We start from the raw sequence: 19,610 nt of genomic DNA, 5'->3' as shown, positions 1-19,610 counted from the left end.
TTATTTTTGTACATTCAGATCCTTTTAATTTTGTTTACAGAAATATTTTTTAAAATGAGAATGATTAATATTATGACAATGGATATTCCTAAGATCAATATTCCATTTTGGTAATTTAATTTTGCATTATCAATGCTATGACCTAGTACAAGTGTAACGATATCATTTCCATTAAAAAATGAAAATGGAATCCATTGGGCGATTCGACTGATTGGAGCAAATAGTAACGATGAAATAATTAAACCAAAACTGATAAATAGAGCTGAAAAAAGTGCCATGATTCTGTTTTTACATATGATAATAACTAGGTAAACAAAACAAGCAATAAATAACATGAACATTGATTTTATGATTATCATATGCGGAATCAAAGAGCCGAAATTAACGTAGCTTCCATTATGAATATCATTTATGAATGCTGTTATGGGGTAATTAATGCTGCCACTTCCGGAAATGATTAGACCGAGGATGTAACTAAAGACATTATAAATAATCCATAGAAATCCATATAATAAAAATGAAAAAATAATACTAATAAAATCTTTTTTGAATCGATTCATCGGAAGTAATTTACTAATATTCATTCTTTCAATATAGTTATTTGAAAAGAGATTAATTATCATGAAAATGATAATTAATAATGTAAATCCAGTTATATAGCTATTGTTAGCTTCCTTCATAAATCCGTAAGAAGTAGTCGGATGACTGCTTGATTCGTATTGAATATTATTCTGATAAAGATAATTTAATAATTCATTATCATTGCTTAATTGATTAGTGATGTCTTGTGAATTACTTTTAATCATTATCTTGTTGTTATATTGGATTAAATTATGATAACTTCTTCGATAATTTTGACTATATCCAAAGTGATTTAGATGATTCTGCATGTCGTCATTACCAGATTTAACATTTGTAATCATCATTGAAATTAGAATAATTAGGATGATCAGTATTAACCCTAAATTGAGTTTATTTTTGATGAATCTTTTAAATAAGAAACAAGTGTAATTAATGGTTGTCATTGATCACCTCGTGGTCTTTAATGGTTAAAATTTTATCAGCATAGGGATAAACTTCATCCTTGTAGTGGGAAGAAATAATGATGCATTTATGTTGAGATAATTCATTTAATTTCTTTAATAATTTCTTCCTGCTATCTTCATCCAGACCGTTATTAATTTCATCCATGATTAAATAGTCAGCATCACTAATTAAATAAAGAGCGATTAAGAGCTTTTGTTTCATCCCCAATGAATATTTACGAATCGATTTATTTACGTAGTTTTCCATTTTCCAAAAGTGGATAACGGCATTAATCTTAACATTTGATTTCCACTGGGTTTTAATTAACTTAAGGTAGTCCATCCCAGACATATTGATATCAAACCAGTTGGAACTTTCATAGTAAAAAACGCTTCGTCGCATTTGAGCCATTGGTTTATCATCAATTGTAATGCCATTATTTTTAGAATGAATTAATCCCAAAATTGACCTAAAAATAGATGTTTTGCCGGATCCGTTGGTAGCGACGAACAGGTAAAGTCCATTTTGATTAAATTGATAGGTAAAATTATTGATGACCCTTAAATGCGGGAACGAGATTGATAAATTTTTAACTTCTAGTGCCACTAAAATCGACCTTCTTTAGTATTAAGTTTGTTTATTAAAGCAATTAATAACATTACAATTGCAGAAGATATAATCAAGACCATTAATCCTGAACTAAAGGATGTTTTATTAATTAAATTCATTGAATTATTGGAGACAATGCCAACAGTATCAAAATAAGTACTTGGTATCAATTTAGCAATTCCTTGAAGAAAATCAAAAATATGAACACAGAAACTAAGTCCGATTAAAGCGATGATATTAATGAAAATAACCGTGATTCTTTTCTTGAAGATGATGGTTACTAGATAAATAAAACTAGTTATAAATAAAATTGAAAATATTTGTAAAATAAATGCTTTCCAGTAGATGTTAATTAGAGAAATGTATTGCATTTGTTTTCCATTATGAATGTAATAGGGGTAGTTAAAACCAATTCCGCCAACCATAATTGAACTTATAATGAGGTTCCAAACGTTAATCATAAAATAATAAATGGAAAATCCTAATGTTCCAATCGTTAGTTTGTGGAATGCTTGTTGATTCAAACTCATTGGCATTAGTTGATCCTTATTAATTTTGTCCGAATAACTTTTACAATATGTATTGCTCAATATGAATATCATAACTAAAAGTAAGACGATAGGGATGATAAAGTTATCCATCCAGAGGTTAAACGTTAAATTATGGGTCGGATAACTTTCTGATTCTGGTGATTTAATATGATTGGATTTAAGGTAATCCATAAGTAAATTATTTCTTTTTAATTCATGCGTAAAAGAGGCTGGGTTACCTTCGGCGTTTAAATGATTGTTAACCTCTTTTTGCTTACTATAAACTTGATTCCAATTATTTTTATGGATGCCATTTAAAATAGCTTTGTTTTCTTTAGCTAACATAACGTATTCAGGAATAACCTCAACTTCACCTTTTTTTAGATGCTTTTTATTTTTTATTATATGCTGAGCTTCTGATTGATTAAATGAATATGATTGTTGAGCATTATATTGAATGGTATCCTGTTTTTGAGCACTGAGATTTACAAAAAGGAAAATAACCGTAAAAATTGGTAAAATTATCAAGAAGAAAATGTTCATTTTACTTTTTAAAATGGATTTAATTGTAAACTGTGAATATGTCATTTAAATTCTCCTTAGTCAAAATGTAAAAAATATAAGCATCATAATAACTTGAATTACATTTTGACTCTATAATGCCTATATTTTACTTATATATTAGTTAGTTTCGTTCCGAATGTTATGACGAGAATATTTTTTATAATTCCAACCTCCTCCTTTAATTCTTTTATCAAAATGATCAACTACATGTGCATGTTTTCCTACATTCATCCATTTTACATGTGTAAAATGAGACATTGATCCAGTATAATCGTTTCTATCATAATCATAACTTACTCTAACTCTTTTTGCACTAGCATTTACGATACTAGTTGAAAATAAAGCTAATCCGGCAGTTAATGAAATAAGAAATTTTAATTTACTATGTTTCTTCTTCATGATACTCACTCTTTAATAATGTTGAATTAAATTGCATTAAAATATTTTCTATATATTTTAATATAATTATAATAAATGAATTGTTCTTAAATGTTTATTCTTATTTTTTAGCTTTTCTATCATGCTTAAACGAGATCACAAATCCAACAACCACCCACAAAATAATCATGTATGGATATAGATTAGCTGGAAACGGTGGAATTGGGTAAACATTACTCAAAAATGGGAAGAATAATACTAAAATACCAATTACTGGAACAATTAAATGGTTAACAATTGAAAAATGTAAATTTTGATGGTTCTTATAAAAGAAAATATTGCCATAACAAACCATCATGTAAACAATGATTAATCCTAGTACACCTAATGTAGAACCAGTTGAATAGATTGTTTCATATCCAAATGGAATGCCAACCAACAGATATAATAATGCACATAATAGTGCTGAAACGTTAACTGCGTTTTTAGGTGCGTTTAATTTAAAATCAAATTTACCCAACATTTTTGGCAAGTAATGTTGCTTAGCTAAGCCATAGAATAGGTATGAACATGCATTCAATGTCCCTAGGAAGGATGCTAATCCACTCAGTAGTATTGCAAAGTCAATAACAATTGCCATGTCATTACCGATGTATGTTTTAGCTAGAAAATCCAGTGGTGTTTGCGAATTAGCAAATTGGGCAACGTTCTTGATTCCAAAACCAGAAACTTCCGCAAATGTAATACCAATGAAGAAAATGGTAATCAATATGATTGCGGCAATAATGGATTTAGGGACTGCTTTTTTAGGATTCTTGGTTCGAACTGAAATGGCACTGATGCCTTCGAAGCCAGCGAATGATAGAACCGCATAGATCATCCCTTGACCAATTCCTGAGATATTATGTTGAGGAATAAATGGTTTAGCACTTAATCCGCCACTGCCACCTTTAGTAAAAATGATGCAGGCAAGCACAATTAAAATGGCGACCGCAATAATTTCTGAAAAGAAAGCCACCTTACTAATCACTTTAATGCCAAAAATTGAAATTGCCCATATCAGTGCAATGATTACAAATGACATTACGTTAATTGATAAGTTGATTCCAAAGTAATTTAAGAAAACATCCAGAAAATGTGCCGTTAATCCAGGCATGGATGCGATTAAAAATATGTATGCAAATGCTAATATCCAACCCGTTATGAAACCAGCTCTTTCACCTAACGCCTTTCGATTATATGCGTATACCGAACCGGCATCTGAAACGTATTTTGCCATTGAGGCAAAACATAAGGCAACACAGAACATCCCAACGGCACCAAGCAAGAATGATAGTGGAACGTTGATGCCAGCTAATTTGGCTGAAGCACTCGTACTGAATGCCATCGCGCCGGTGGGAGCAACTGCTGCAATGCCAAATGCAATCACTTCAATTAAAGACAATTTTTTATTATCTTTTTGCAAATTAATTTCCTCCTAAAAACATTGATTTATTATTAGAGTAAGATGTGAATAATTCTAATCTAGTTTAGAATAAATGTCAAATCAGGATTTTAGAAAATTATAAATTTACATATTTGATACCTTGAATTTACTGTAAATTTAAGGTAATTTGCTAGTCTTAAACCAGTAGGAGATGAAGTTTATGCAGCACAATATAATTCAGATTACTGATACGCATTTAAAAAATTCGACTGGTGCTAAACAGATGAAACAGCGGTTTAGCCCGAATGAGAAATTAGATCTTGTTTTTAGAGATATTAAAAGGCACCATTTAAAAGCTGATTTTATTGCTATCACTGATGATTTAATTCATGAGGGAAACATCGCAGATTACTGTGCGTTTAAAAAAATGATCAGTTGCAAGCAAGACCGGCTTAAAATGCCCATCTATGTCACTTTAGGTAATCATGATCGAACGAAGGCCTTTTATCGGGGTTATCTAAAACAAAAGTCCAAAGATAAATATTATTATCAAATTACTTCATCTGATTATGATTATTACTTTTTAGATACAAATTTTAATAATATTGAGCAGGGATATTTGGATTATAAACAATTAAATTGGTTGGGTGAAAGGCTAAGTCAATCTGATCATCCGGCAATCATTTTTATGCACCATCTTCCTTACGCCCCCCATTAAAAAATATGAAGTATAGTATTCTCCAAAATGGAAAGGATTTATATCATGTGATCGGTGGAAGTAACGTCAAAGCTATTTTTGCTGGGCATGTTCATTCCCCGACCAGTTTTATTCGTGGTAATATTTTGAACGTAACTGGTGATTCAACCGCTTATCATATCGACTGCCGGAATCCGCATCGTCATTATTATAACGATACAATTAGTTATAATATTATTAATATTGATGGTGACAGTATCGGCAGCCACATTGTTTATTTATTAAAAAATGGTGAATTATCTGAATATGTGGGACAAATTAAAATTCACAATACTGGTTTTATTAATGCAAGTGTATTTAAGAGTTTAGCTAAGAATGGTTGACTGAAATAAATGAAAATTAAGGTAAAAATAAAACGCCTTATCACTATAATCGGAATTAATTATAATGATAGGGCGTTTATTTATTTGAGATAATTGGCAATTTCGACTAAATTATCGTCTGGATCCCGCAAATAAATCGATTTGATTTTACCCATTGCACCGGGGTTGATCATTGGGCCATCTTCAATTGGGATGTTCTTGTCATTTAATTCTTTGATGACATCATCAATTGGAGTTTTGCTAATTAAACAAAAATCTTCTGAACCTGGTGTTGGTAATTTAGCTTTCGGTTCAAATTCGTTGTCAGTTTCATGAAGATTGAATTTCATTTGGCCATATTTTAAACCATAACGTTCCGTATTCCCTTTTTTAAATCGAATCATTTTCATGCCTAGAACATCACGATAGAAGTGAACCGTTTTCTTAATACTTTTGACAGTTAAGACTAAGTGATCCATTGATGCGATCTGCATTCAAATCATCTCCTGCTTTTATGGTAACAAAGAGTTTTAATTTGTTTAGTTATTGAATTGATGCTATTTGGGGATGAATCAATGATAAGAAGAACCACGATAAATAATTTTTAAAAATATAAAACGCCTTGATTATTTATTTTTTAGAATTGACCAGCTAACTTTTCCACCATTAGCAATCACAACTAAATTACTGTTGGATGCACTAGTTTTAAAATTAATTTTAGTGTGAGTTTGTTTTGAAATCTTAATTACTGTTGGGATGACTTTTCTTTGAATAAAATGATCATGGTCATGATTTCTGACACTATTGATTAAATGATCTTCATAATTATTATTCATTGGCATCACAATGTAACCATCATCAAAATCCTCAATGTAAGGGTTGATATGATGTTTCTTGAATGCAGCCGTTAAAATTTTAATTTGATGTTGATTACTTTTACCGGGTCCCTTATAAACAGGCACTTTCTTTTGCACGTTGATGGTATGATGCGGGGTTAGAGCAATGTTTTGGTGATTATGGCGGTAAACGCCAATTCCCATTGCTAAAATGATAAATAAAATTATAATAGATAAAATTGTTTTTCTGTGTTTCAAAAAATCATCCCTTCACTATGTATTTAATATGAATATGATAAATGATTTTAGGGTGAAAAACAATTTAATAACTAAAAAAACGGTTAGCCACTTTTGACTAACCGTTTTCCTTTAATATTTGTATACATGATTAACGTTGTTTAAATCCTTCTTGCCATCCATCTTGATAATGGTTTTAATAGCAGCTGTAATGGATTGGACGGCGCCATCTAACGTCATGGATGGGGCAGTTTGATTACTAACTTGCTGGGGTAAAAATGGAATATGGATAAAGCCAGCTTTTAAGTGATGAAATTCCTTATCAATCATGTATTGAACCTGGTACATGATGTGATTGCAGACGTATGTTCCGGCGGTAGTCGAAATTCGGCTTGGAAAACCTAAGTCCCGAATGGATTTAACAATTGCGCGAATCGGTAGTTCAGTGAAGTATGCGTTCTGTCCATCCTTTTGAATGGGTTCATTTAAAGGTTGATAGCCAGCGTTGTCCCTGATCCGGCTATCATTTAAGTTAATGGCCATTAATTCGGGCGTAATGCCTCTTCTACCGCCGGCCAGTCCAATGTTTAGGACATAATCCGGTTGTGATTTAAGAATTTGTTTTTTAACCACTTCGGCAGAGTGATTAAATTCAGTTGGAATTTGTAATTTCATAATTTTATTTTTACCAATTTGATCAGGCAATCTTTTGGCAACTTCTGACGCAGGATTAATTTTTTCGTTGCCAAACGGGTTAAAACCGGTGACAAGAATTTTCATATTTTAAGACCTTCTTTATTTTAAATCCATCATAAATCATTAAATTATAAATGATAATAAAATGGCTTGCAGACAAACTAAATTGCTCATCTGCAAGCCGCTTTATTGAAAGATATAACCGAAACCACGAATGGTTTTAATTTTGGATGTATTATTTGAAAATTTATTCAATTTATCACGTAAATGACTAATGTGCATATCAACGATTCGAGATGAAATGTACACAGAATCACGGTCTTCATGCCAGACACTATTAAAAATTTGCGCACGGCTTAAGACTTGATTATTATGTCTAATTAAATAGTACAGTAAATAAAATTCTTTGGGAGTTAGATTTAAATTGTGATGCTTATATTTAATTTGGAAATGCTTTAGGTCGACCACAAAATCCTTATATTTTTCAATCCGTTTGTGCTTATAATCACCAGCATCCTGTTGTGATTGATTCAATTCAGCGTAAAAGTCATAGCGGGTCTTTAAACGTAAAATAATATCTTTTTCCTGAAAAGGAGCAATAATATAATCATCAATTTTAAGATGAAAGATCTTTTCTTCTATTTTAATATCATGATTGGTTGATAAAATGATAATGGGGTTATGAAATTTGCCCCTTAATCTTTTCAATGCTGATAAAGATTGATCCAAATCGGTAACTGATAAATCCCATATAATTCCAACCACATCATCATTATTAATAAATGCATCAATATCATTCGGGTCGGTGAAATTGTTAACAAACAAATTATTTTGATTACCGATGGTATTGATTTCCATTGCTAATTTTAATTGTTTAGTTACTAAAAGGGCCGTTTTCATGCATTGTCATCCCGTTATTTATTCTGCTTGGATTTACTTTTGCCACTTCCACTTTCTGCTTGAAGTTCTTTCCTAATTAGATCTGGTTTAAGTTTGCCCGGATTCAATTCAATAATTTTACCTGAATGACTGTAAACCACTTGTTCATCAAGATTTACGATATGATCGCCGATTCGTTCTAATAATCGAATCGTATATAAATAACTGCCGACCAATGGAATTTGTTTAGTATTCTGTTTAATTTCATTGGTAACGATATTTCTAGCAATTACAAATTGTTTATCAATTAAAATATCATCTTGAGCAGTTAATCTGGCTGAAGATTCATCACCCCTTAAAAATGCGTCAAGGGTAGCTTCTAACATGCTCCTTAATTTGACTTCCATTTTAGAAATGATTTTATTAACGTCCTTGAATTCGCCAATGTTATCTTTTTTCATTCTGATGGTTTCTTTAGAAATGGTGGCGGCATGATCACCAATCCGTTCCAAATCAGAACTAGCTTTTAAGAAGCTGATGATTGATCTGAAATCATTGGCCACTGGTTGTTGCAGAGCAATTAAATTTAGAGCTTCTTTTTCTAAATTAATTTCATCACTGTTAATATTTTCATCGTGTTTAATGACTTGCTCAGCAAGCTTATCATCCTTGTTTTTAAAAGATTCAATGGCCTGGTAAATTTGTTCACTAACGTTGATTCCCATGCTCATAAAACTGCCTTGTAAGTGATTAAGTGCTTCTAAAAATGAATCGTGCATGTTATATCCTCCTAACCAAATTTACCATTCAAATAATCGTTTGTTTTTTCATTTTTGGGATTTAAAAACATCCTTTTGGTGTCATCAAATTCAATTAGTTTACCATTCAAAAAAAAGGCAGTGCGGTCTGAAATCCGGGATGCCTGTTGCATATTATGGGTAACGATAATGATCGTATAGTCCTTTTTAATTGATAGTAATGTATTTTCAACCTGAAAGCTAGAAATAGGGTCTAAAGCACTGGTTGGTTCATCTAATAAGATGATTTTCGGTTTGATTGCAAGGGTTCTTGCAATGCAGATCCTTTGCTGTTGACCACCTGAAAACGAGAGGGCATTATCGTTTAAATGGTCTTTGACTTCATCCCAGATAGCAGCTTGCTTCAGACTACTTTCGACAATTGGTGCCAATTTCTTTTTATTTTTAATCCCTTCTAATCTAAGTCCGTAGGCAACGTTGTCAAAAACAGAGAATGGAAAGGGGTTCGGCTGTTGTGATACCATGCCGACTTCTCGTCTTAAATCCGCCACATTGACCCTTGGAGCGTAGATATCATGGTTATTGATTTTAATGGTCCCCGTCATTTTAGCTTCTGGAATTAAGTCATTCATCCGATCTAAGCATCTTAAATAGGTTGATTTGCCGCATCCGGAAGGACCAATTAATGCCGTAATTTTATTTTTAATAAAATTAAGATTAATTCCATGGAGGGCTTCTTTTTGTCCATAGTATAATCTAACATTCTTACTGATAATGATATCTTGATTCATATCAACTACTCCTATCCAAAATTACCGGAAATATAATCTTCAGTCGCTTTGACATGTGGATTAGTGAAAAGATTCTTGGTGGTATTATACTCTAGAACATGCCCCATATAAAAGAAGGCGGTGTAATCACTAATTCTGGATGCTTGCTGCATGTTATGGGTGACAATGATGATTGTATATTTCTTCTTTAATTCTTTAAGGGTGGATTCAACTTCAGCGGTTGAAACCGGATCTAATGCACTGGCTGGTTCATCAAGTAATAAAATATCCGGCTGCATAGCGATTGCTCTAGCAATACATAATCTTTGCTTTTGACCACCAGATAGCGCCAAAGCACTCTGGTTTAATTCGCCATGGACTTCATCCCATAGAGCCGCATCTTTTAAGCTCTTTTCAACCCGTTGTCGCAATTGTTTTTTATTCTTCATTCCATGGGCTTTGAGTGAAAAAGTAATGTTGTTATTAATTGATTTAGCAAACGGATTTGGCCGTTGAAATACCATTCCAATGTGTTTTCTTAATTCATAGACGTTGATTTTTTTAGAATTAATATTTAAACCACGGTACATAATGTCACCTTTAACGGTTGCAACGTCATCATTCATCCGATTCAAGCATCTTAAGAAAGTTGATTTCCCGGACCCTGATGCACCAATTAAGGCGGTGATTTTATAGCGGGGAAATGCTAAGCTGCCGTTAAAGAAAGCTTGGTCCTTACCATAAAACACTTGAATATTTTTAGTTGTGATTGCTTTTTCATTGTCAAATGAGGCAATGTAAGTATCGTTTAGATCATACTTTTTCATACTATTGATCCTTTCTAAAACTATTTGCTGGAAGAAGTGATGTGTCTATATAGATAGTTACCAAGAAAATGAGCACTAATGTTAAAGATTAAGATAACTAAAATCAAAATGGCGGATGAACCACTTGAAATTTGTTTAGCATCGGGTACTAATCCTTCGGTATTTAACTTCCAAATATGAACGGCAAGCGTTTCAGCGGGTCGCATTGGATTTAGAAAACTGGCAGCATCAAATGGATTCCAATCAGCATAGTTAACCACGGGAGCACTTTGTCCAGAAGTATAAATCAAAGCGGCAGCTTCACCAAAGACACGGCCACTACTCAGGATAATTCCAGTAATGATTCCGGGAATTGCTTCTGGGAAGATGACACCAGTAATTGTTTTCCAATGTGATAATCCTAGTGAAATTCCAGCTTCTCTTTGTAAATTAGGGACACTTTGAAATGAATCTTCGATGTTTCTAGTCAAGATTGGAAGGTTGAAAAATGTTAATGCAACTGCACCGGATAGGATTGAGAAACCAATGTGAAATCTAATTACGAAGAGGAGGTAAACGAATAAGCCAACAATAATTGAAGGTAATGAACTTAAGACTTCAATGGTTGTTCTGATTAGACCTGAAATTTTACCACTGCCATATTCTGATAAATAGATTCCGGCTCCTAATGCAATTGGAAATGAAATGATGAGCGTTAAAATTAATAGATAGATTGAATTAAATAGTTGATCACGAATTCCACCGCCCGCATTCATTACTTGTGACGGAGCGCTTAGAAAGTGAGGGGTAACATAAGGTAAGCCATTGACTAAAATATAACTAATTAAGAAGATTAGAATAATAATAACAATGGCAACCAAAGTATAGATAACGCCATGGGCAATTTTATTAGCGATTCTTGGATTCATTGTTTATCATCCCCTTTTTTCCAATTAGTTTAACTGCAATGTTAAATACCAATGACATTAATAATAGGATTAAACCTAATGACCAAAGTGCATTATTTGGAAGGGTCCCCGAAATGGTATTCCCAATTTCAGTTGTTAGTTGACTTGTTAAAGTTGCCGATGGAGTTAGCAAGTTCTTTGGCATGATGGCTGCGTTACCAATTACCATTTGAACGGCTAATGCTTCACCGAATGCTCTGGCCATTCCAAAAATGATAGCGGTCAAAATTCCTGGAGTTGCTGACCTTAACATGACTTTATAAATGGTTTGCCATGACGTTGCACCTAATGACAATGATGCATCCAATAAATATCTAGGAACGGCTTCTAGGCTATCAACCGTTAATGAAGTAATGGTTGGTAAAATCATCACGAAGAGGACTAACGTTCCACTAAGAATTCCGAATCCAGTTCCGCCCCAAATATGTCTGATGATTGGAACGACAACCATTAATCCAATGAAACCATAAACAACTGATGGAATACCAACAAGTAATTCAACGACTGTCTGTAATATTTTTTTACCACGTTTAGGGGCGAGGACAACCATGAAAATAGCTGCGGCAATTGCAAATGGTGTTGCGACTAAGGCGGCTAAAATTGTGACACTGAATGATGTGACAATCATTGGTAATGCACCGATTTCTGGTTTTCCATGGGCGTCAACTTGAGTGGGTGCCCAATTTGATTTGGATAGGAAGTCCCATAAGTTAACATGGTTAACTGTAAATGTTGCAAGGCCACGTGCAATGATGAAATATAAGATTAAAATGACCATTAATACAATTAACGTTGTGCAAATGTAACAAATTGTTCGACCAATACTTTCCTGATGGGTTTCTTTGGAAGGTTTTAAAAGCTTTCTTTTAATATCATCCAATTAAAATCATCTCCTGCATAAAGAAATTGAAATAAGTGGATACTTATTTCAATTTCTTTCATTCTATTTAGTTCCAATTATTTATTTGATACGGAACCATTGGCATTCTTTTGAACTTTCATGTTATGAATGTTGATATAGCCCAATTTCTTAACTAATGAGTTTTGAACTGAACTAGATTTAATGTAGTTAATGAATTGGGTAGCTGTCTTAGAAGGTTTCTTGCTTGTATACATGTGTTCATAAGACCAGATCTTCCATTTGTTAGTTTCAACGTTGCTATCAGTAGGAGCAACGTTGTTAATTGAAAGTGGGGTTAAATCTTTAACGCCGTTAATGAAGGAGAAGGCCAAGTAACTAACTGAACCAGGAGTGCTCGAAACAATTTTTTGAACCGTACCATTTGAATCTTGTTCTTGTGATTTAACTGCTGATTTACCATTAAGAACTGAATTTTCAAATGTAGCTCTAGTTCCACTACCTTGGGCACGGTTGACAACGGTAATCTTTTCATTCTTACCACCAACTTGTTTCCAGTTAGTAGTTTTACCAGTAAAGATATTTTGAAGTTGTTTCATTGATAAATTCTTAACACCAGCATTGCTATTAACAACGGGTGCCATCCCAACAACGGCAACTTGATGGTCTAATAACTTTGAACCATTGATACCTTTCATTTGTTCAGCGAAGATATCAGAGTTACCAATGCTAACTGCACCTTCTTGAACTTGACTTAAACCAGTTCCTGATCCGCCACCTTGAACGTTAATACTGGTTCCGCTATGTGACTTTTGATAATTGCTGGAAGCTTGTTCAACTAAGGGTTGAAGAGCAGTGGATCCAACCGCATTAACAGTTGTATTTGATCCTGAAGTTGAACCTGATGAAGATGAACTAGAATTTGAACCTGATGATCCACAACCGGCTAAGACTGCACCGGCAACACTTACAACGGAAATAACAGTTAACAATTTTTTGAATTTCATTTTTGACAAACCTCCTAGAAATAATGAACCAATAATTAAGATCGTAACAAATGAACGTCTAGCCCATTCGGATGGCCTCCTTCCATCAATCTACGCTGCAAGTGTATCAGACGAATGTAAAGTTAATATTTATTAATTGTAAATTTTTTGTAAATTTTAAATTTTTAATTAAATTAACGTAAAAATCATATAAATGATAATAAAGATAAAATAAAATCCATCAGTTAAATCAAAATACTAATTATGAAGAGTATTAGGATTTAATTGGTGGATTTTAAAGTAGTGACTAAGACGGATCATTTACGGATGGAGGAGAAAGTGAATAAATGATCCATCAATATTAATGGAAATGATGGTGATAATAATAAAGAAGATCAATAATAGGATTCTTCTAGTGTAATTGTGTTCATGCTTGACTAATCTATAGACTAGATTAATAAATGTTACAACAGTACCTATGACCCCGGCAAAAAATAAAATAAAGTTAAAAGCATAAAGAAACCCCATGCTTAACATCTCCTTTGAAACAATTCCATATTATTATCACCACTATTAATATATCACAAATGACTATTAAAATAATATAATTAATATAATAATTAAAGAAAAATAATAAATCACTGTTGACTTTTATAATTAATGGGATTATTATATTTAACAATTAAAGAAATAAAGATGTTGAGCAGAAATTTTAATGAAACATTATTAGAAGGAAGCTTAGGGAAATGGGACTAAGTATAATGTTCATTAGATCGTGTCTGTGAATCGTTTCTCGAAAACAAAGTAGAAAAACCGCTGGTTGCGTTACCACTGAAGTTATTTAACTTCTTGAGCTAGTTGATGTGAATCAACTAGAAATTGAGGTGGCACCGCGATTAAATCGTCCTCTTGAGCATTTTGCTCAAGGGGATTTTTTGTTTCCCTTTAAAATTAAATCAAAATTTAGAAGAACAATGAACAGGAATTTTAATGGTAATTCATAACAGAAACCTTAGGATTGATGAGACCTTGGGATGATAATCATTAAATCGTGCCTGGGAGTTCGATTCCGAAATGAATTAGGAATCATCGCTAGCCCGTTATCGCTGAAGTTAATAACTTCTTAAGCCAATTGATGTGAGTCAATTGGAAATTGAGGTGGCACAGTGAATTACATTCGCCCTCTTGGAATTTTTCCAAGTGGGCTTTTTTGTTAGATAAATTATTGATAAGGAGTGAATTTTAATGTCAGAAAATAAAAAGGTTGTTTTAGCATATTCAGGTGGTTTAGATACATCAGTTTCAATTGCATGGTTAATTGAAAAGGGATACGACGTAATTGCTTGCTGTATTAACGTTGGTGAAGATTATGGAGAAAATAAAGATTTGAATGCCATTAAGGAAAAAGCACTAAAAGTTGGTGCTAAAAAAGCATTTGTGATTGATGCTTTAGATGAATTTGCTGATGATTTTCTTTTATACGCTTTAGATGCAAATGCTTTATACGAGGATTCATACCCATTAAGTTCAGCATTATCACGGCCATTGATGAGTCAAAAGCTAGTTGAAATTGCCCACCAAGAAAATGCTATGGGCATCTGCCATGGTTGTACTGGAAAGGGGAATGATCAAGTTCGTTTTGACGTTGCCATTCATTCCTTGGATCCAAATTTAAAAGTTATCAGTCCCGTTAGAGAATGGCACTGGAACCGGGAAGAAGAAATTGAATTTGCTAAAAAACATAACATTCCAATCCCAGTTGATTTGGATTCACCATATTCAATTGATGCTAATATCTGGGGAAGAGCGAATGAATGTGGAGTTCTAGAAGATCCATGGCATCCAGCACCAGAAGATGCGTTTGGAATTACCAATCCCATTGAAAAAACACCTGATGAACCGGCAATGGTTAAGGTTACCTTTGAAAAAGGAAAACCAGTTGCATTGGATGGCCATCCGATGAAATTTGCTGATTTGATTGGTAAATTGAATCACTTAGCTGGCAAACATGGCATCGGTAGAATTGATCACGTTGAAAACCGGTTGGTCGGAATTAAGTCAAGAGAAATTTATGAATCACCAGCTGCAATGACATTGATTAAAGCTCACCATGCAATGGAAAATTTAACTTTAGAACGGGATGTTGCCCACTTTAAACCATTGATTGAACATAAGATGACCAATATGATCTATAACGCCCTTTGGTTCTCACCATTAATGACCTCCTTAAAGTTATTTATTAAATCAACCCAATCAGTTGTTAGTGGTGACGTTAAATTGAAATTGTTTAAAGGCAACATCTTCATTATGGGGAGTCAATCTGATGAATCGCTTTATAACAAGGACTTAGCTACTTATACTTCCGCCGATTCATTTGATCAAAATGCTTCACTTGGTTTTATAAAACTATGGGGATTACCAACCCAAGTCGCTTCCCAAGTTAAAATCAAGAACCAGCAAAAAGCATTTGTTAAATCAATTGTTAATCAGAAACAAAAATCAAAGGTTTTAGTTAAAAATAAGAAAGGATCAAAGCATCATGAACAGTAAATTATGGGGCGGTCGGTTTCAAGGAACGACCAATGATTTATTCGATCGGTTTGGTGCTTCCATTTATTTTGACCAGGAGCTAGCAAACGAAGATATTGAAGGATCCCTTGCCCATGTGAAAATGCTTCAGCATACCAAGATCTTGCCAGCTGCCGATTGTAAAAAGATTATTCAAGGGTTAGAAAGTCTTCAAAAAGATATTCAAAATGGAAAGGTGAAATTTGATTATCACTATGAAGATATTCATATGAATATTGAAGAACTTTTAACTAAGAAAATTGGTCCGGTTGCTGGGAAATTACACACGGCTAGATCAAGAAATGATCAAGTCGCCGTTGATTTTCACCTTTATTTAAAGCATCGTTTACCTAAAACCATCGATTTAATTACCGGCTTACAAAAGGTATTTGTTAAATTAGCTGAAAAAAATGTTCATACGATTATGCCTGGTTATACCCACTTGCAGCATGCTCAGCCAATTTCATACGGACACTACTTAATGGCTTACTATCAGATGCTTCAGCGTGATAAGGAAAGATTCCAATTCAATATGAAACACACTGATATTTCACCGTTGGGAGCAGCTGCTTTAGCTGGGACCACTTTTAAAACGGATCCAAAATTTACGGCAAGGGAACTTGGTTTCAAACAAGTATATGCGAATTCACTTGATGCCGTTTCCGATCGTGACTTTGCACTTGAATTTTTAAGCAATGCTTCCATTTTGATGATGCATTTATCAAGATTATGTGAAGAAATTAGTATGTGGGAGAGTTATGAATTTAACTACATTGAATTAAGTGATCAATACACCACTGGTAGTTCGATTATGCCACAGAAAAAGAATCCTGATATGGCTGAATTGGTTCGTGGTAAAACTGGTCGAATGTATGGCCATTTAATGGGATTACTATCAACAATGAAATCATTGCCACTGGCTTATAACAAGGACTTACAGGAAGACAAGGAAGGCGTTTTTGACACCGTTCATAATATTATTCCGATTTTAAAAATTTTATCGGGAATGCTTTCAACGGTTAAAGTTCATAAGCAGCGAATGAAGGAAACGACTGAAAAGGATTATTCCAATGCAACCGAATTGGCTGATTACTTAGCAAGCAAGGGCATGCCGTTTAGACAAGCCCATGAAACGGTCGGGCAATTAGTTGCTAAAGGCATTAAAGAACACCGTTTCCTACAAGACATGGGTTTAGATGAATTAAAACAAGCTTCTAATTTAATTGATGATGATGCCTACCATGTTTTGAAATCCGAAGTGGCGGTTGAAAGACGTCATTCACTTGGTGGTACTGGTTTTGATCAGGTTGCAATGCAGATAAAAAATGCTAAAAAACAGTTAAAGGAATGATGATTCAATGATTAATCCAAAAATCAAAAAAATTTTATTATTAATAGCAACAGTTATGCTTGCTTTGAGCGGATTATTAGGGATGGTTAATCCATCCGCAAATGCTAAAGCACAGCCGACTCATGATAATTATCTAAAGAATGTTAAAAAGAAGGGTACACTTGTCATGGGAACCGCTCCCGATTATCCGCCATATGAATTTATCGGTAAGAATAATGGAAGTTCACAGGTTTACGGTGCCGATATTTTACTAGGTCAAAAGATTGCTCATGATATGGGAGTTAAATTAAAGGTTAAATCAATGTCATTTGATTCATTAATGGTTGCTTTAAGAACCGGTAAAATTGATATGATTATTGCCGGTTTGAATAAAACCCCTCAGAGAGCAAAGAGTGTTGATTTTACCAATAGTTACTATACATCTGGCACTGATTTAGTTATTAATAAAAAAGACAAAAACAAAATTAAATCCTACCATGATTTAAGCGGCCAATCCGTTGGTGGTCAAGTTGGTTCCGTTCAATACGATTTAGCTAAGAGTCAAATTAAAAACGTTAACCTGAAAGGAATGGAAAGTGTTGATGATTTAGTCTTAGCTTTAAAGACTGGCAAAGTATCTGCCGTTCCAATGGATGCATCGGTTGCTAAAGCATACGTTGAACATAATAGTGGCATTATGCAAATTCCAGCTGGCTTTAGTGCCAGCAGTGGTGCTAGTTCCGACAATAATGCCGCTTTTTCCAAGGGTGCTAAATCATTAGTTGCATCTGCCAATAAGACAATTCAACAGGTTCAGGCTAAACATGAATATACCGATCAATTTGTTCCGCAAGCTATTAAACACATGACGAATAATAAAAATCAATCGGTTGCTAATTCAATGTGGTCTTATAAGGATTACTTTCTTAAAGGAACTGAATACACGATTATGATTTCACTCATTTCAGTTTGTTTCGGGATTGTTTTAGGAATTATCTTTGCACTGATGAGATTAAGTCATAACTGGTTATTACACGCAATTGCCGTTGTTTACATCGAATTCATTCGTGGCACGCCATTGATGGTTCAAATCATGTTTGTCTATTTTGGATTAGGCGCAGTTGTTAACGTTCCGGCATTAACTTCTGGAATTGTCGCGATTTCAATTAATTCGGGTGCTTACGTTGCTGAAATTATCAGAAGTGGCATTACCTCTATTAACGTAGGTCAAAGCGAGGCATCATTGTCACTTGGTTTATCACAATCACAAACGATGAGATACATTGTTTTACCACAAGCCATTAAAAACATCTGGCCAGCCTTAGGAAATGAATTTATTTCATTAATTAAAAATAGTTCGTTAGCATCCATCATTGGTGTGGGTGAATTAATGTATCAAATGAGAGCTGTTCAAGCTGATACCTACCAGGGAATTGCACCGATTGCGGTCATTATGATTATTTACTTCATTATTACGTTTGCCATTTCTAGAACGATGAAGTTTTATGAAGGGAAGATGAATCATGGAACCAATAATTAAAGTTGAAAATTTAAGTAAACAGTTTAAAAATAATTTAATTTTGAATCACGTCAACGCAAATGTTAACAAAGGCGACGTCATTTCATTGATTGGGCCTTCTGGGGCTGGTAAAAGTACGTTCCTTCGTTGCTTGAACATGTTAGGGAAACCAACGGGTGGAAAGGTAATTTTTAACGGCAAAAATTTGATGACCAGTTCCCAAAAAGAATTGATTCATTTAAGAACCCATTTAGGGATGGTCTTTCAAAGTTTTAATTTATTCGATAATAAAACCGTTTTAGATAATATTACGTTAGCACCCATGAAGGTTAACCATGAAGATCAAGCTGAAGCTGAAAAGAAAGCCTATCAACTGTTAAAAATGGTTGGTTTAGCGAATAAAGCCCATGTTTATCCTTATAGTCTATCCGGTGGTCAAGCTCAAAGAGTAGCGATTGTCAGAGCGTTAGCCATGAACCCGGAAGTAATGTTATTTGATGAACCGACTTCTGCTTTGGATCCTGAAATGGTTGGTGATGTTTTACGTGTCATGCAAAACTTGGCTAAACAGGGGATGACCATGATTATTGTGACTCATGAAATGGAATTTGCTAAAAATGTTTCCAATCATATTTGGTTTATGGATCATGGTAATATTCAGGAAAAATCTGATCCGAAACAATTCTTTAACCATCCGAAAACCAAGGATGCTCAAACATTTTTGAGTAAAGTTTTGTAAAATTTTAAATTGTAAATAAAAGCATTATCAAAATTATAATTTGATAATGTTTTTTATTTATAAAATC

Annotated in this window: 21 protein-coding genes and 1 other annotated feature; of the genes, 6 read left to right on the top strand and 15 right to left on the bottom strand. The window is 33.6% G+C overall.

The window, feature by feature from the left end; genetic code table 11:
* Positions 1-14 precede the first annotated feature (14 nt).
* From WR164_RS08095 to WR164_RS08075, 5 genes are all read right to left on the bottom strand, one after another.
* A complete protein-coding gene (locus tag WR164_RS08095; protein WP_286137109.1) occupies positions 15-1,025 on the bottom strand; it encodes a hypothetical protein in 1,011 nt (336 codons plus the stop codon).
* A complete protein-coding gene (locus tag WR164_RS08090) occupies positions 1,012-1,632 on the bottom strand; it encodes an ATP-binding cassette domain-containing protein (RefSeq protein ID WP_286137108.1) in 621 nt (206 codons plus the stop codon). Before WR164_RS08090 ends, WR164_RS08095 begins: the two co-directional genes overlap by 14 nt.
* Positions 1,632-2,753 (bottom strand): hypothetical protein, encoded by a 1,122-nt coding sequence (locus WR164_RS08085; protein WP_286137107.1) that lies wholly within the window; start codon positions 2,751-2,753, stop codon positions 1,632-1,634. Before WR164_RS08085 ends, WR164_RS08090 begins: the two co-directional genes overlap by 1 nt.
* Before the next feature lie 93 nt (positions 2,754-2,846).
* Positions 2,847-3,128, bottom strand: coding sequence for a hypothetical protein (locus tag WR164_RS08080; protein WP_286137106.1), 282 nt, complete (start codon positions 3,126-3,128; stop codon positions 2,847-2,849).
* Positions 3,129-3,228: 100 nt separating this feature from the next.
* Positions 3,229-4,572, bottom strand: coding sequence for an APC family permease (locus WR164_RS08075; RefSeq protein ID WP_286137105.1), 1,344 nt, complete (start codon positions 4,570-4,572; stop codon positions 3,229-3,231).
* 181 nt (positions 4,573-4,753) lie between these two features.
* Between WR164_RS08075 and WR164_RS08070 the strand changes: the two genes are divergently transcribed.
* Together WR164_RS08070 and WR164_RS08065 are read left to right on the top strand one after the other, a co-directional pair.
* The gene (locus tag WR164_RS08070; protein ID WP_286137104.1) at positions 4,754-5,251 is read left to right on the top strand and encodes a metallophosphoesterase family protein; all 498 of its coding nucleotides are present in this window, start codon (positions 4,754-4,756) and stop codon (positions 5,249-5,251) included.
* Positions 5,252-5,298: 47 nt separating this feature from the next.
* A complete protein-coding gene (locus WR164_RS08065; protein ID WP_286137103.1) occupies positions 5,299-5,613 on the top strand; it encodes a metallophosphoesterase family protein in 315 nt (104 codons plus the stop codon).
* 80 nt (positions 5,614-5,693) lie between these two features.
* On the opposite strand, the gene WR164_RS08060 is transcribed toward WR164_RS08065, so the two are convergent.
* The 10 genes from WR164_RS08060 to WR164_RS08015 form a co-directional block, all read right to left on the bottom strand.
* Complete coding sequence (locus tag WR164_RS08060) at positions 5,694-6,086, bottom strand: VOC family protein (protein WP_286137102.1); 393 nt, start codon at positions 6,084-6,086, stop codon at positions 5,694-5,696.
* A gap of 132 nt (positions 6,087-6,218) precedes the next feature.
* Complete coding sequence (locus tag WR164_RS08055; RefSeq protein WP_286137101.1) at positions 6,219-6,686, bottom strand: hypothetical protein; 468 nt, start codon at positions 6,684-6,686, stop codon at positions 6,219-6,221.
* A gap of 111 nt (positions 6,687-6,797) precedes the next feature.
* Positions 6,798-7,445, bottom strand: coding sequence for a pyroglutamyl-peptidase I (gene pcp, locus WR164_RS08050; protein ID WP_286137100.1), 648 nt, complete (start codon positions 7,443-7,445; stop codon positions 6,798-6,800).
* 102 nt (positions 7,446-7,547) lie between these two features.
* On the bottom strand, positions 7,548-8,261 hold the full coding sequence (locus WR164_RS08045; RefSeq protein WP_286137099.1) for a winged helix-turn-helix transcriptional regulator: 714 nt from the start codon (positions 8,259-8,261) through the stop codon (positions 7,548-7,550).
* Positions 8,262-8,275: 14 nt separating this feature from the next.
* Complete coding sequence (gene phoU, locus WR164_RS08040) at positions 8,276-9,019, bottom strand: phosphate signaling complex protein PhoU (RefSeq protein ID WP_286137098.1); 744 nt, start codon at positions 9,017-9,019, stop codon at positions 8,276-8,278.
* Between the two features lie 11 nt (positions 9,020-9,030).
* Positions 9,031-9,789 carry a phosphate ABC transporter ATP-binding protein PstB gene (gene pstB, locus WR164_RS08035; protein ID WP_286137097.1) on the bottom strand — a complete coding sequence of 253 codons (759 nt, stop codon included), beginning with the start codon at positions 9,787-9,789 and terminating at the stop codon, positions 9,031-9,033.
* An 11-nt stretch (positions 9,790-9,800) separates the two neighbouring features.
* Entirely contained in the window at positions 9,801-10,595 is a 795-nt protein-coding gene (gene pstB, locus WR164_RS08030) for a phosphate ABC transporter ATP-binding protein PstB (RefSeq protein WP_286137096.1), read from the bottom strand.
* A 20-nt stretch (positions 10,596-10,615) separates the two neighbouring features.
* On the bottom strand, positions 10,616-11,503 hold the full coding sequence (gene pstA, locus WR164_RS08025) for a phosphate ABC transporter permease PstA (RefSeq protein ID WP_286137094.1): 888 nt from the start codon (positions 11,501-11,503) through the stop codon (positions 10,616-10,618).
* Complete coding sequence (gene pstC, locus WR164_RS08020; protein ID WP_286137093.1) at positions 11,484-12,422, bottom strand: phosphate ABC transporter permease subunit PstC; 939 nt, start codon at positions 12,420-12,422, stop codon at positions 11,484-11,486. Before pstC ends, pstA begins: the two co-directional genes overlap by 20 nt.
* A gap of 77 nt (positions 12,423-12,499) precedes the next feature.
* Positions 12,500-13,408, bottom strand: coding sequence for a phosphate ABC transporter substrate-binding protein PstS family protein (locus WR164_RS08015; protein WP_286137092.1), 909 nt, complete (start codon positions 13,406-13,408; stop codon positions 12,500-12,502).
* A gap of 669 nt (positions 13,409-14,077) precedes the next feature.
* Positions 14,078-14,299, top strand: a binding site (T-box leader).
* Between the two features lie 333 nt (positions 14,300-14,632).
* Between WR164_RS08015 and WR164_RS08010 the strand changes: the two genes are divergently transcribed.
* From WR164_RS08010 to WR164_RS07995, 4 genes are read left to right on the top strand one after another with little or no spacing between them, the layout of a single operon-like run.
* A complete protein-coding gene (locus tag WR164_RS08010) occupies positions 14,633-15,937 on the top strand; it encodes an argininosuccinate synthase (protein ID WP_286137091.1) in 1,305 nt (434 codons plus the stop codon).
* Positions 15,927-17,306: an argininosuccinate lyase gene (gene argH / locus WR164_RS08005; RefSeq protein ID WP_373876926.1), complete on the top strand. Its 1,380-nt coding sequence runs from the start codon at positions 15,927-15,929 to the stop codon at positions 17,304-17,306. Before WR164_RS08010 ends, argH begins: the two co-directional genes overlap by 11 nt.
* Before the next feature lie 7 nt (positions 17,307-17,313).
* Entirely contained in the window at positions 17,314-18,825 is a 1,512-nt protein-coding gene (locus tag WR164_RS08000; protein ID WP_286137089.1) for an ABC transporter substrate-binding protein/permease, read from the top strand.
* Positions 18,809-19,543 (top strand): amino acid ABC transporter ATP-binding protein, encoded by a 735-nt coding sequence (locus tag WR164_RS07995; RefSeq protein ID WP_286137088.1) that lies wholly within the window; start codon positions 18,809-18,811, stop codon positions 19,541-19,543. Before WR164_RS08000 ends, WR164_RS07995 begins: the two co-directional genes overlap by 17 nt.
* Positions 19,544-19,610: the final 67 nt, after the last annotated feature.

Origin of the sequence: Philodulcilactobacillus myokonensis (genome assembly GCF_027923585.1) — a bacterium.
GTDB lineage: Bacteria > Bacillota > Bacilli > Lactobacillales > Lactobacillaceae > Philodulcilactobacillus > Philodulcilactobacillus myokonensis.
Note: the sequence above shows the minus strand (reverse complement) of the source record. Positions and strands in the feature narration are given on the sequence as shown.

What these genes read in the sequence shown, in the direction of transcription:
- WR164_RS08095 (WP_286137109.1), bottom strand. Translation starts at nt 1,025, where the DNA reads ATGACAACCATTAATTACACTTGTTTCTTATTTAAAAGATTCATCAAA.
- WR164_RS08085 (WP_286137107.1), bottom strand. Translation starts at nt 2,753, where the DNA reads ATGACATATTCACAGTTTACAATTAAATCCATTTTAAAAAGTAAAATG.
- WR164_RS08080 (WP_286137106.1), bottom strand. Translation starts at nt 3,128, where the DNA reads ATGAAGAAGAAACATAGTAAATTAAAATTTCTTATTTCATTAACTGCC.
- WR164_RS08070 (WP_286137104.1), top strand. Translation starts at nt 4,754, where the DNA reads ATGCAGCACAATATAATTCAGATTACTGATACGCATTTAAAAAATTCG.
- WR164_RS08060 (WP_286137102.1), bottom strand. Translation starts at nt 6,086, where the DNA reads ATGCAGATCGCATCAATGGATCACTTAGTCTTAACTGTCAAAAGTATT.
- pcp (WP_286137100.1), bottom strand. Translation starts at nt 7,445, where the DNA reads ATGAAAATTCTTGTCACCGGTTTTAACCCGTTTGGCAACGAAAAAATT.
- WR164_RS08045 (WP_286137099.1), bottom strand. Translation starts at nt 8,261, where the DNA reads ATGAAAACGGCCCTTTTAGTAACTAAACAATTAAAATTAGCAATGGAA.
- phoU (WP_286137098.1), bottom strand. Translation starts at nt 9,019, where the DNA reads ATGCACGATTCATTTTTAGAAGCACTTAATCACTTACAAGGCAGTTTT.
- pstB (WP_286137097.1), bottom strand. Translation starts at nt 9,789, where the DNA reads ATGAATCAAGATATCATTATCAGTAAGAATGTTAGATTATACTATGGA.
- pstB (WP_286137096.1), bottom strand. Translation starts at nt 10,595, where the DNA reads ATGAAAAAGTATGATCTAAACGATACTTACATTGCCTCATTTGACAAT.
- pstA (WP_286137094.1), bottom strand. Translation starts at nt 11,503, where the DNA reads ATGAATCCAAGAATCGCTAATAAAATTGCCCATGGCGTTATCTATACT.
- WR164_RS08015 (WP_286137092.1), bottom strand. Translation starts at nt 13,408, where the DNA reads ATGAAATTCAAAAAATTGTTAACTGTTATTTCCGTTGTAAGTGTTGCC.
- WR164_RS08010 (WP_286137091.1), top strand. Translation starts at nt 14,633, where the DNA reads ATGTCAGAAAATAAAAAGGTTGTTTTAGCATATTCAGGTGGTTTAGAT.
- argH (WP_373876926.1), top strand. Translation starts at nt 15,927, where the DNA reads ATGAACAGTAAATTATGGGGCGGTCGGTTTCAAGGAACGACCAATGAT.
- WR164_RS08000 (WP_286137089.1), top strand. Translation starts at nt 17,314, where the DNA reads ATGATTAATCCAAAAATCAAAAAAATTTTATTATTAATAGCAACAGTT.
- WR164_RS07995 (WP_286137088.1), top strand. Translation starts at nt 18,809, where the DNA reads ATGGAACCAATAATTAAAGTTGAAAATTTAAGTAAACAGTTTAAAAAT.